The organism is Hohaiivirga grylli, assembly GCF_039655745.1.
Taxonomy (GTDB): domain Bacteria; phylum Pseudomonadota; class Alphaproteobacteria; order Rhizobiales; family Beijerinckiaceae; genus Hohaiivirga; species Hohaiivirga grylli.
Genome location: NZ_JBBYXI010000002.1, coordinates 733,972 through 746,818, shown reverse-complemented (window position 1 = coordinate 746,818; position 12,847 = coordinate 733,972). Strand labels below are relative to the sequence as shown.

Genomic DNA, 12,847 nt, shown 5'->3' with positions numbered 1-12,847 from the left:
GTGCAATGCCTGCAGTGCAGGAAACAATTGATCAGGTACGATCGATTGACGTCGATCAGTACAAGTATGGCTTCGAGACTGAGGTCGAGATGGAGAAGGCCCCTAAGGGTCTTTCAGAGGAAGTCATCCGTTTTATTTCAGAACGGAAGGGTGAGCCTGAATGGATGCTTGAATGGCGCCTTGAAGCCTATCGTCGTTGGCTGACAATGACCGAGCCAACCTGGGCGCGTGTTGACTATGAGCCTGTTAAATATAACGATATTTATTATTATGCGGCTCCAAAGAATAATCCGGCTCCAAAATCTCTTGATGAGGTTGATCCGGAAATTCTGAAGACATACGAAAAGCTTGGCATTCCGCTCCGCGAGCAGGAAATTCTTGCTGGCATTGAGCCTAAAAACCGCGTTGCGGTTGATGCCGTCTTCGATTCTGTATCAGTTGTGACAACCTTTAAGGCAGAACTTGCCAAAGCTGGTGTTATCTTCTGCTCAATCTCCGAGGCTATGCGTGAGCATCCTGAACTGGTTCGCCAGTATCTTGGAACAGTTGTTCCGCAGTCTGATAACTTCTTCGCAACACTGAACAGTGCCGTATTTACGGATGGTTCATTCGTATATATTCCGCCGGGAGTTCGCTGCCCAATGGAACTGTCAACGTATTTCCGTATCAACGAGAAGAACACAGGACAGTTCGAGCGTACACTGATCATTGCAGATAAGGGCTCCTACGTTTCTTATCTTGAGGGATGTACAGCGCCTCAGCGTGATGAGAACCAGTTACATGCAGCTGTTGTTGAGCTTGTTGCGCTTGATGATGCTGAAATCAAATATTCGACCGTTCAGAACTGGTATCCTGGTGATGCTGAAGGTAAGGGTGGTGTCTATAATTTCGTGACAAAACGCGGTGACTGCCGTGGCAAGAACTCGAAGATTTCATGGACACAGGTTGAAACCGGCTCTTCCATTACATGGAAATACCCATCCTGTATCTTGCGTGGTGAAAATTCGGTTGGTGAGTTCTACTCAATCGCGATCTCCAACGGGATGCAGCAGGTCGATTCCGGTACCAAGATGGTCCATCTGGGCAAGAATACAACCAGCAAGATCATCTCCAAGGGGATTTCGGCTGGTCGTTCGCAGAACACCTATCGTGGTCTGGTCTCAGCTCACCGTAAGGCAACAAACGCCCGTAACTTTACCAACTGTGACTCTCTTCTCGTTGGTAACCGGTGTGGTGCGCATACAGTGCCTTATATTGAGAGCCGCAATTCAACAGCCATTTTTGAACATGAGGCAACAACCTCAAAGATCTCTGAAGATCAGATGTTCTACTGCATGCAGCGTGGCCTCTCTGAAGAAGAGGCAATTGCACTAATCGTCAATGGCTTTGTGAAAGAGGTCCTGCAGCAGCTCCCGATGGAGTTCGCGGTTGAGGCTCAGAAGCTCATTTCCATTTCGCTCGAAGGTTCGGTTGGCTGAGGACAGCCAATAGATTTCCCGAGTTACAACTACACGCGCCCGATAGCGGGCAAATTATGGATTATAGTAATGCTTGAGATTAAAAATCTGGTCGTTTCCATCGAAGATAAGCAGATCATCAATGGCCTGAACCTGAAAGTTGCCAAGGGTGAAGTCGCTGCCATCATGGGCCCGAATGGTTCTGGAAAGTCGACGCTTTCCTATGTGATTGCCGGTAATGAAGATTACGAAGTTCTGGATGGCGAAATTCTTCTGAATGGCGAAAACATTCTTGAGATGGAAGCATCTGAGCGTGCAGCAGCCGGCGTCTTCCTTGCTTTCCAGTATCCGCTGGAAATCCCGGGCGTTGGTACAATGACCTTTCTTAAGGCTGCCATGAATGCCCAGCGCAAGACCCGTGGTGAGCCGGAACTCTCGACACCAGACTTCATTAAGCAGGTGAACGCAGCTGCAGAGAAGCTTGAAATTTCTAAGGAAATGATGAAGCGTGCACTGAATGTCGGTTTTTCTGGCGGTGAGAAGAAGCGCATGGAAATTCTCCAGATGGCACTTCTGCAGCCGAGCTTCTGCATTCTTGATGAGACAGATTCCGGTCTCGATATCGATGCGCTCCGTATCGTGTCTGAAGGCGTTAATGCTCTTCGTTCACTTGATCGCAGCTTCCTTATCATTACCCACTATCAGCGCCTGCTGAACCACATTGTTCCAGATACGGTCCACGTCATGTCCAATGGCCGGATTGTGAAGACAGGTGGTAAAGAGCTGGCTCTCGAACTGGAAGCCAATGGTTATGCTGATTACCGTTCAGCTGAACTTGCTTAAAGGATGGCTGATATGACAACTGCATTGAAAAGTGCAGGTGAGCAGAAGCTCGCCGAGCACTTTAATAATAGCAAGGCGAATTTGCCGGGTCTGACCGAGATGCGCCAGTCTGCCTTTGATAAGTTCGCTGCAAAAGGCTTGCCGAACAAGCGGGTTGAAGAGTTCAAATACACTGATGTCCGCTCATTCTGGAGCGAAGTTGGTGCTATGGCCCCCATTCCGCAGGCAAGTGATGTCAAGGCTGCAGAGGAAGGTGCTCACTTCTTCTCCAAGCTTAATGCGGATTGTATCACGCTGGTTGATGGCCATTTTTCAACAGGCTGTTCTGTTGCTGGTGTTCAAGTTCTGGCGATGGCTGATGCACTTCAGAGCAAGAACCCAATTCTGAAAGAATTAGGTTCATTGGTTAAGGTGAATGATAATCCGCTTTACCAGCTTAACAGTGCCCTGATGGCTGACGGTGTCGTTATTCGTGTCGGTAAGGGCGTAAAGCTTGATAAACCTCTACATCTGCGCTTCCTGAATTCCAGTAAGGCTCTGGCATCTGCATCTCGCGTACTTGTACTGGTTGAACAGGGGGCAGAGATTACAATTCTGGAAACCCATGAAAGCCGGAATGGTATTGCAGCACAGCTCAATGACGTCGCTGAGTTTATCATTGCGAACGATGCCCGTGTTCAGCATGTCCGTGTTAATGCCGAAGGGCAGGATGCTCTGGCATTTTCGACTTTGACAGCACGTATTGGTGCACATGCATACTTCTCGACCGTTAATAACGTTTTTGGCTCGAAAGTAGCACGTCATCAGGTCTATCTGGCGTTTGAAGGTGAGAAGTCATCTGCCGTTGTTAATGGCACGGCACTGCTCACAGGCTCTGAGCATTCAGACAGCACTCTGGTTGTAGACCATATTGCGCCGGGTTGCGATAGTCGCGAACTGTTCAAGACGGTTATTGATGATGAGGCTGTTGGTGTTTTCCAGGGGCGTATCAACGTTGACCCGGAAGCCCAGAAAACAGATGGCAAGATGATGTCTGCCTGCCTTCTGCTTTCAGACAATGGCGCTATGTATAACAAGCCTGAGCTTGAGATTTTTGCTGATGACGTCCAGTGCGGTCACGGGGCAACCTGTGGTGCGCTTGATGAAGAGCTGCTGTTCTATCTCGAATCTCGTGGCTTGCCGCGCGTCGAGGCTGAAAGTCTTCTTATTCAGGCCTTCGTTGGTGAGGTCATTGAGATGGTCGAGAATGAAGACGTCAAGGATGAGCTGATTGCCCATCTTTCAAACTGGTTAATGACCCGCAGGTGAAGCTAATGTCGGAATATACGCCTCCGTACGATCTTAATGCCGTGAGGCAGCAGTTTCCTATCCTGTCGCAACAGGTTTACGGGAAGCCGCTCGTATATCTCGACAATGCAGCATCTGCACAGAAACCAAAGGCAGTTATTGATGCTATGGTCAATACGATGGAACGAGGCTATGCCAATGTCCATCGTGGCCTGCATTATATGGCTAATGCCGCTACTGAAGCTTTTGAGGATGCGCGCGAAAGCGTTCGTGCGTTCCTCAATGCCCCTTCTGTCGATCAGATCATTTTTACCAAGTCGGCAACAGAAGGCTATAATCTTGTTGCCAACAGTCTTGGTCGTTTGTTGCCAATTGGTGAGGGAGATGAAGTTATTCTCTCCATTATGGAGCATCACTCCAATATCGTTCCCTGGCATTTCCTGAGAGAAAGAAAAGGGGCGGTACTGAAATGGGCTCCAATTGATGATGAGGGTAATTTTCAGCTTGATGAGTTTGAAAAGCTCTTCACCAAAAAAACGAAATTCGTTTCCATTACGCATATGTCCAACGTTGTTGGGACGGTGACACCAATAAAAGACATCATCCGTATAGCCCACGCTCATGGCGTGCCTGTTCTGGTTGATGGCGCACAGGGGGCTGTTCACCAGAGCGTTGATGTGCAGGATCTTGATGCCGATTTTTATGTTTTTACCGGACACAAGGTCTATGGCCCGACTGGTATTGGCGTTCTGTACGGCAAGAAAGAGTGGCTGGAACGTATGCCGCCTTATCAGGGCGGTGGTGAAATGATTGATCAGGTTACGATGGACAACGTGACCTATAACCAGCCACCGCATCGTTTTGAGGCCGGTACGCCACCAATCATTGAAGGGATTGGTTTAGGTGCAGCCGTCCGCTTCATGATGGATATGGGGCTGGACAACATTCATAAACATGAGCAGGCACTCTCGCGTTATGCGCATGAGCGTTTGGGGGCCATGAATTCGTTACGCATCTTTGGCTGTGCCAAAGGCAAGGGCGCTATTATCGCTTTTGAGATGAAGAATGCCCATGCCCATGATGTTGCTACGATAATTGATAGATACGGCGTTGCTGTACGGGCAGGGACACATTGTGCTATGCCTTTGCTCCAACGTTTCGGAGTTACATCAACTTGCCGGGCATCGTTTGCTCTTTACAATACGATGGAAGAAGTTGATATGCTGGCTGAGGCTTTGAAAAAAGCCGAAACCATGTTCGCATGAGGATACCACGTGAGTACAGATAATCTCCCTAATTCACCAACTGTCAGCGCACCTTCCGCTCTTCCTCCGGAAGAGATTGATCGCATGGCTGATGATATCATTGCTGCGCTCAAGACAGTTTATGACCCGGAAATTCCGGTTGATATTTTTGAACTGGGGCTGATTTATAAAATTGATATTTCTGACAATCGTGATGTGACTGTCGATATGACGTTGACAGCTCCCGGGTGCCCGGTTGCGGGTGAAATGCCCGGTTGGGTTGAAGGGGCTGTGCGCTCTGTTCAGGGGGTGCAGGACGTCACAGTCAATATGGTTTTCGATCCGCCATGGGATCAGAGCCGTATGTCAGACGAGGCAAAAGTCGCGCTGGACATGTGGTAATTGAAAATGGAGTTACGAGAGGTCTCGTAATTCTGTCCGGGGTTACTATATAAGAATAGTCAGTCCTGAGACCGGGCCTTTAACCCGGGGTATGGAGTTTAAGAAGATGGCATTGGCCAAACCAAAGATTTTAAGTGTAAGTGACGCGGCTGCTGCGCGTCTCAAGGATATCATTATCAATGCAGACAAGGATATCGCTGGTATCCGGGTCGGAGTGAAGAACTCCGGTTGTGTTGGTATGGCCTACACGATGGAATATGCAGAGAGTATTGAGCCGACTGATGAGGTCGTCGAAGATAAGGGCATCAAGCTTTTGATCGACCCGAAGGCCGTCATGTTCATGTTTGGAACTGAACTTGATTTTGAGACAACAAAGTTTGCCTCTCAGTTTACCTTTCATAATCCCAATCAGACATCAGCCTGTGGCTGTGGAGAGTCTGTTGCGATTGAGCCGGTAAAACTTCCGGCCTAATAAAAAACCGCGGTACAGACCGCGGTTTTTTATTGGAGTGATTACTCCGCTTCTTCTGTCTTTTTCCGTTTTACCGGAGCCTTTTTGGCTGGAGCTTTTGTTGCTTTAGCCTTTGGCTCCTTCTCGGCTGTTTTGGGAGCAGCCTTCTTAGTCCGGGTTGTTTTCTTTGGCTCTTCAGCAACAGTATCCGTTTCGGCTTTTACCTTCTTCGGTGCAGCTTTCGCTTTTGTTGCTTTAGGCTTTGCCTCAGCCTTTTCTACGGTCGTTTCAGCCTCTGCTTTCTTTGCTGGTGCTGTCCGTTTCCGAGCTGGTTTTTTAGCAGACATAACTTCTTCAGCTGCTGCTTCCTTCTTTGGAGCAGATTTTTTACGAGCTGCTGGCTTGGCTTTCTTTTCCTCTGTTACAGAAATTTCCTGTTCTTCTACCAGTTTGGCAGGAGGGTTGGAGATTGGTGTAACAGGCTTGCGTTCGCCAATAGGGATAATCGTTGCTGTCGATTGAGCTGGTAATGCACCGGCAATAAATGCCGGAACGTGATCACCAAAGCCAACGACTGGAATATCCGGCTCATTGTCATAACGGTCATGACGGCGATTGTTGCGATCATTCCGGTTATTGTTATGGCGGTTTTCCTGACGATTATCGTCTCTGTTCGCATTATCATGACGATTATTGTTGCCATGACGGTCATTATTATTATGCGAAGGGCCACGGTTCTTCTGGTGCTGACCACCTTTGCCATGCTGTCTGTTATTGTGATGACGGTTGTCGCCATCCTTTTTCCAGCCTTTGCCGCGATCAGGTGCAGAGAAGGAATCGTCTTCCTCTGTCCGTTCTGACAGGGGCTTGCCTTCCCATTCAACCTTTTGAGAGATCAGCTGCTCAATTGCTTCCAGATGCTTTTCATCACCGCGGGCAACGAGTGAGTAAGCTGCGCCATCACGGCCAGCACGGCCTGTGCGACCAATACGGTGAACGTAATCTTCCGCATGGAAGGGCAGGTCATAATTGAAGACGTGGCTGACTTCTGGGATATCGAGGCCACGCGCGGCAACATCACTGGCAACCAGAATGGCTACGTCGCCATTACGGAACTGATCCAGTGCCTGCATACGGGCACGCTGGTCCATATCTCCGTGTAGTGCAACAGCTGAGAAGTTATGGCGGGCAAGAGAACGATGCAGGGTAGCGACATCACGTTTGCGATTGCAGAAGATGATCGCGTTCTGGAGGTTCTTGGCACCTCTGATCAGATCACGCAGAGTTGCGCGTTTCTGATGTGGTTCCGGACCTGTTGAGACCAGACGCTGCGTAATCGTTGTGGCCGTTGACGAGGCACGAGCAACTTCAACCTTTACAGGATTATGCAGGAACGTATCAGCCAGCTTCTGAACTTCTGGCGGCATGGTTGCCGAGAAGAAAAGAGTTTGACGTGTAAATGGAATGAGCTTTGCGATACGCTCAATATCGGGAATGAAGCCCATATCCAGCATACGGTCTGCCTCGTCGATGACGAACAGTTCAACACCTGTCAGCAAAAGCTTGCCACGCTCGAAATGATCTAGCAGGCGGCCAGGAGTTGCAATCAGGACATCAGCACCACGCATGATCTTGGCATCTTGATCGCCAAAAGAGACACCGCCAATCAGCAGAGCGACGGAAAGCTTGTGTTCACTGCCGTATTTAACGAAGTTTTCCTCAACCTGAGCTGCAAGCTCGCGCGTTGGCTCAAGGATCAATGTCCTTGGCATCCGGGCGCGGGCACGACCACTTTCAAGCAGTGTCAGCATTGGGAGGGTAAATGCGGCTGTTTTACCGGTACCTGTCTGGGCAATGCCCAGAACATCTTTACGGGCAAGCACATGCGGGATGGCTTGTTTCTGGATAGGAGTAGGCGATGTGTAGCCTGCAGATTCTGCAGCTTTAAGAACTTTATCGCTCAGTCCAAGTTCAGCAAATGACATATAGCGAAAACCATGGGTGGCTGCATTTCTTACTTAATTCTACGATTAGAATAAGCAGCTTTGCAGCAGTTGGCCGATCTACTCACGTAGAGCAGCATGAATGGCTCGAACCATAAGACAAGTGTGCCACTTGTCAATAATATAGTATGGTTTGATCCACGAAGTACACGTGAGATGTGTTGATACTCTCTCATGTATTGCAAAAGATCAGATATCAAGCTGATCTTCATCGGCAAAAGCAGAGCGTTCCTGAATGAAGACGAAGCGTGCTTCAGGCTTATTACCCATCAGGCGTTCAACGGCATCTGCCGCGTCATCTCTATCTTCCGGAGCAACCATAACTTTCAGAAGCGTACGCTTCTTAGGGTCCATGGTTGTCTCTTTCAGTTGAGATGCCATCATCTCACCAAGGCCTTTAAAACGGCTGATTTCAACCTTGGCATTGGATTTGAAAGCTGTTTTCAGCAGATGGTCACGATCTTCCTCGCTCCGGGCATAAACAGCTTTGCCGTTATGGCTGAGACGATAAAGTGGCGGGACTGCGAGATAAAGATGGCCTTTATCAATCAGCTTTGGCATCTGTCGGTAGAAGAAGGTCATCAGCAATGTTGCAATATGTGCACCATCGACGTCAGCATCCGTCATGATGATAACCTTGCCATAGCGCAGATCATCTTCCTTGTACTGGCTGCCAATACCACAGCCGAGTGCCTGAATGAGATCTGAAATGGTCTGGCTTTGGTGAACCTTTTCACGGGTTGCGGAAGCAACGTTCAAAATCTTGCCTCGCAGAGGCAGAACGGCCTGAGTAACGCGGTCGCGTGCCTGCTTGGCACTGCCACCAGCCGAGTCACCCTCAACGATAAATAATTCGGAAGATTCTGCACCTGCTGAGGAACAGTCAGCCAACTTGCCGGGGAGGCGAAGCTTGCGAGTGGCTGTCTTGCGGGCAACTTCTTTTTCCTGTCGGCGACGCAGGCGCTCTTCTGCCCGGTCAAAGACCCACTCAAGCAGCTTTGTTGCTTGTTGTGGCGAAGCGGCAAGCCAATGGTCAAAAGCATCACGAACCGCAGTTTCAACAATGCGTGCAGCTTCAAGCGTTGCCAGTTTATCTTTGGTCTGCCCCTGAAATTCAGGTTCGCGAATAAAGACAGAGAGCATGGCAACACAGGTTGCCATCACATCATCAGCGGTAACCGCGGCCATACGCTTGGATTGACCAAGGCGCTCGGCATGATCCCGCAGACCGCGCAGGAGAGCGATACGCAGGCCATTCTCGTGTGTTCCGCCTTCAGGGGTCGGGATTGTATTACAATAGGAAAGGGTATAGCCGTCTTCAGCTGTCAGCCATGTGATTGCCCATTCGAGGGAACCATGGCCGCCTGATTTTGTGCTCTTTCCAGAAAAAATCTGATCTGAGACCTGAGACTTTCCTTCAATTTCAGCACCCAGATAATCACTGAGACCATTGGGGAAATGGAAGGTTGCTTCAGGCGGAACATTTTCCAAGCCCTCAAGCAGTGCAGGTGCACATTTCCAGCGGATTTCAACACCACCAAACAGATAGGCCTTTGAACGTGCCATCTTGAAAAGGCGTCGTGGGTTGAAGCGTGCTCCCGTTACGAATATCTGGGCATCCGGTTTAAAGCGAACGCGTGTACCGCGACGGTTATGAACCTTACCAATTGTTTCCAGACCAGTGGTTGGAATACCGCGAGAGAATGTCTGGCGATAAAGAGTCTGACCTCGGGCAACTTCAATTTCTGTCAGCTCGGAGAGCGCATTGACGACAGAAACACCAACGCCGTGCAGACCACCACTGGTTTCATAAGCTTTTGAGTCAAACTTACCACCAGAGTGGAGGGTCGTCATAATGACTTCAAGGGCTGATTTATCCGGAAACTTCGGATGGGGATCAACCGGGATACCACGGCCGTTATCTGTTACAACCAGAAAGCCGCTCTCTTCCAGTTCAACTTCGATGAAGCTTGCATGTCCGGCGACGGCTTCGTCCATCGCATTATCAATAACTTCGGCAAACAGATGGTGTAAGGCTTTGTCATCTGTGCCGCCGATATACATACCAGGGCGACGACGGACAGGTTCCAGACCTTCAAGCACCTCAATCGATGACGCGTCATAGCCTCCATTCTCTGCAGAGGCAGAGGGAGCGGGCTTCGTTGTTTTTGGTGCTGGGGAGCTTTTTGGAAGCGCAGCAGCAGGGGTTGCCGGGCCGGAGCCAAAAAGATCGCTATCGTCTGTCATGCGTTTCTATATCTTGTGATTCGCTATTTGCAATATCTGGAATGATACTGCAAAACAGAGAACGAATTAAGAACAAATTGGAATGAAAGCTGAGAAATCCAAAGATTTCTCAGCTTTTGTCATTCTTACCCTTTATTCTGCCTTTTTTGAAGAGGCCTTTTTCGGGGTGGCTTTTTTGGCGGCCGTTTTAGATTTGGCCGTTGTGGTTTTCTTCCCGGCAGCAGTTTTCTTCGGTGCTGCCTTTTTCGCTGTTGCTGCTTTTGGTGCAGATGCCTTTCTGGAAGGTTTCTTGCTGGCAGCAATTGCGCGTCGTGCAACAATAAGCGGGATGGCTTCTTCCAGAGTAATCGTGTCGACTGACATTGATTTGCTCAAGGTTGCGTTTGTCTTGCCATCTGTCACGTATGGCCCGTAACGACCGCTTTTCACGATCAGGGTTGCACCCGTTTCTGGCTCTGTTCCAAGTTCTCGACCGGGGTCCGAAGCGCCTTTGCCAGTGGTTTCCTTCTGTACAATCAGATCAATCGCACGATTGGCGCCAATTTCCAGAACATCTTCATCTTTTCCAATACTGGCATAGGTTTTAGCGTGCTGAACATAAGGGCCAAACCGTCCGATATTGACGAGAATGGGCTGTCCTGTCTCCGGATGCTTTGCAACTTCACGTGGCAGGCTGAGAAGCGCGAGCGCCTTTTCCAGATCAATAGATGAGGGAGACATGCCACGCGGTACGGAGGCCCGCTTTGGCTTTTCTTCCTCTCCGAGCTGAATGAATGGTCCATAGCGCCCATCGCGCAGGCTGACTTCAAGGCCTGTTTCAGGATCTTCACCTAAAACTTTTGCGCCTGGTTTGTTACCATCCGGATTGTCAGCATCTGCTTCTGATGCGGAAAGTGTGCGGGTATAGCTGCACTCAGGATAATTCGAGCAGCCAACAAAGGAGCCGAACTTGCCGAGTTTGAGAGAAAGCTGACCGCTGTTACATTTCGGGCAGAGACGTGGATTGCTGCCATCTTCTTTAGGTGGGAAAATATGCGCACCGAGAAGATCATTCAAAGCATCAAGTACTTCGGTAATCCGAAGCTCTTTTGTGCCGGAAATTGCAGCAGAAAACTCTTTCCAGAAATCAGCCAGAACTTTTTTCCAGTCAATTTCATGGTTGGAGATTAAGTCGAGCTTTTCTTCCAGATCGGCGGTGAAATCGTATTCTACATAACGGCGGAAGAAGCTTTCAAGGAATGCCGTAACAATGCGGCCCTTGTCTTCAGGGACAAGGCGGCGCTTTTCAATGCGAACATATTCCCGATCACGTAAAACAGCCAGAACGGAAGCATAAGTGGAAGGGCGGCCAATGCCGAGTTCTTCCATGCGCTTGACAAGACTGGCTTCAGAAAAGCGCGGTGGTGGTTCCGTGAAGTGCTGGTTGGCTGCAATTTCCTTGCGCTCCAGCATTTCGCCTTTGCGCATTGGCGGCAGGCGTCTGTCTTCTTCTTCCGTTTCGTCGTCTTTGCCTTCCTGATAAAGGGTCAGGAAGCCATCAAAACGAATAACCTGACCAGTTGCACGCAGTTCAAGCTTACGCGGGCCAACGGTTGCAAGAATATCAGCGGTTGTTCGTTCCAGATCAGCCGATTCCATCTGGCTGGCAATTGTACGCGTCCAGATCAGCTCATAAAGCTTGGCATGTTCCGTATCAAGATGACGGGCAACCTGCTTTGGTAGTTTGCTAATATCGGTTGGACGGATGGCTTCGTGAGCTTCCTGCGCATTTTTGGCTTTAACCGTATATTTGCGCGGGGAGGCTGGAACGTATTTCTCACCGTACTCCTGCCCAATAACCTTACGAGCGGAACTGATAGCTTCCGGTGCCATGTCCACGCCGTCGGTACGCATATAGGTAATGAGACCAATCGTTTCGCCACCAATATCAATGCCTTCATAAAGACGCTGGGCGATACGCATGGTCTGTGCTGGGGCAAACCCAAGTTTACGTGATGCTTCCTGCTGAAGGGTCGAGGTTGTGAACGGTGGTGACGGATTTCTCTTGGCAGGCTTGGATTCGATATTCGCAACTTTAAATGTTGCGAGCTCAAGATCTCGCTTGAAAGCCTCAGCTTCTGCACCGGAAGATATGGTCAGGCGTTGGATTTTCTGCCCATCGGCACCAATAAGGCGGGCTTCAAAATTGGCCTTTGCTTCTGTGGCCAGCGTTGCAACCAGAGACCAGTATTCCTGTGTCTTAAAGGTTTCAATTTCCTGCTCACGATCACAGACAAGACGCAAGGCAACAGATTGTACGCGCCCCGCCGAGCGGGCACCCGGAAGTTTGCGCCACAGAACAGGAGAGAGATTGAAACCGACGAGATAATCGAGAGCGCGGCGTGCCAGATAGGCGTCAACCAGAGCCTGATCAATCTCTCGAGGCTGGCGTAAGGCGGCCTGAATTGAATCTTTCGTAATGGCGTTGAATGTAACGCGTTCAACTGGAATACCCTTAAGAGCCTTCTTTTCCTTAAGGGCTTCCAGAACGTGCCATGAGATAGCTTCACCTTCACGATCAGGGTCGGTTGCGAGGATCAGTTTATCTGCGCCCTTAACGGCCTTCACGATCTCGGAAACCTGCTTTGAGCCGCGGGCATCAAGCTGCCATTTCATGGCAAAGTCATTCTCTGGTTCCACAGAGCCGTCTTTTGGGGGAAGATCACGGATATGGCCAAATGACGCCACTACCTCGTAGTCCTTTCCGAGGTACTTATTAATTGTCTTGGCCTTCGCCGGAGATTCGACGACAAGGACTTTCATGAGCAATATCCTGATCTTATGAAGTCTTATTCAAGCTTCGCATGAAGTAAATGACTGGTAAAGCATACCAGCTACAGGCGGATAAGTGGGTGATAACAGGCAAAGAGTCAA

General features: G+C 49.6%; 9 protein-coding genes. 6 read left to right on the top strand and 3 right to left on the bottom strand.

Annotation, left to right across the window (positions count from 1 at the left end; genetic code table 11):
- Positions 1–5: 5 nt before the first annotated feature.
- The 6 genes from sufB to WJT86_RS07760 all read left to right on the top strand — a co-directional run bounded on the left by sufB (position 6) and on the right by WJT86_RS07760 (position 5,705).
- The gene (gene sufB / locus WJT86_RS07785) at positions 6–1,478 is read left to right on the top strand and encodes a Fe-S cluster assembly protein SufB (RefSeq protein WP_346336976.1); all 1,473 of its coding nucleotides are present in this window, start codon (positions 6–8) and stop codon (positions 1,476–1,478) included.
- A 69-nt stretch (positions 1,479–1,547) separates the two neighbouring features.
- Positions 1,548–2,300, top strand: coding sequence for a Fe-S cluster assembly ATPase SufC (gene sufC / locus WJT86_RS07780; protein ID WP_346336975.1), 753 nt, complete (start codon positions 1,548–1,550; stop codon positions 2,298–2,300).
- Positions 2,301–2,312: 12 nt separating this feature from the next.
- Positions 2,313–3,608 (top strand): Fe-S cluster assembly protein SufD, encoded by a 1,296-nt coding sequence (sufD, locus tag WJT86_RS07775; RefSeq protein ID WP_346336974.1) that lies wholly within the window; start codon positions 2,313–2,315, stop codon positions 3,606–3,608.
- A gap of 5 nt (positions 3,609–3,613) precedes the next feature.
- Positions 3,614–4,852: a cysteine desulfurase gene (locus tag WJT86_RS07770; protein WP_346336973.1), complete on the top strand. Its 1,239-nt coding sequence runs from the start codon at positions 3,614–3,616 to the stop codon at positions 4,850–4,852.
- Between the two features lie 9 nt (positions 4,853–4,861).
- Positions 4,862–5,233 carry an SUF system Fe-S cluster assembly protein gene (locus WJT86_RS07765; protein WP_407066923.1) on the top strand — a complete coding sequence of 124 codons (372 nt, stop codon included), beginning with the start codon at positions 4,862–4,864 and terminating at the stop codon, positions 5,231–5,233.
- Between the two features lie 106 nt (positions 5,234–5,339).
- Positions 5,340–5,705, top strand: a complete 366-nt coding sequence (locus tag WJT86_RS07760) for a HesB/IscA family protein (protein ID WP_346336972.1) — start codon at positions 5,340–5,342, stop codon at positions 5,703–5,705.
- A gap of 41 nt (positions 5,706–5,746) precedes the next feature.
- On the opposite strand, the gene WJT86_RS07755 is transcribed toward WJT86_RS07760, so the two are convergent.
- The 3 genes from WJT86_RS07755 to topA form a co-directional block, all read right to left on the bottom strand.
- A complete protein-coding gene (locus tag WJT86_RS07755) occupies positions 5,747–7,669 on the bottom strand; it encodes a DEAD/DEAH box helicase (protein ID WP_407066922.1) in 1,923 nt (640 codons plus the stop codon).
- A 207-nt stretch (positions 7,670–7,876) separates the two neighbouring features.
- Positions 7,877–9,934: a DNA topoisomerase IV subunit B gene (gene parE, locus WJT86_RS07750; protein WP_346336971.1), complete on the bottom strand. Its 2,058-nt coding sequence runs from the start codon at positions 9,932–9,934 to the stop codon at positions 7,877–7,879.
- 132 nt (positions 9,935–10,066) lie between these two features.
- Positions 10,067–12,736: a type I DNA topoisomerase gene (gene topA / locus WJT86_RS07745; protein ID WP_346336970.1), complete on the bottom strand. Its 2,670-nt coding sequence runs from the start codon at positions 12,734–12,736 to the stop codon at positions 10,067–10,069.
- Between the last annotated feature and the right edge of the window lie 111 nt (positions 12,737–12,847).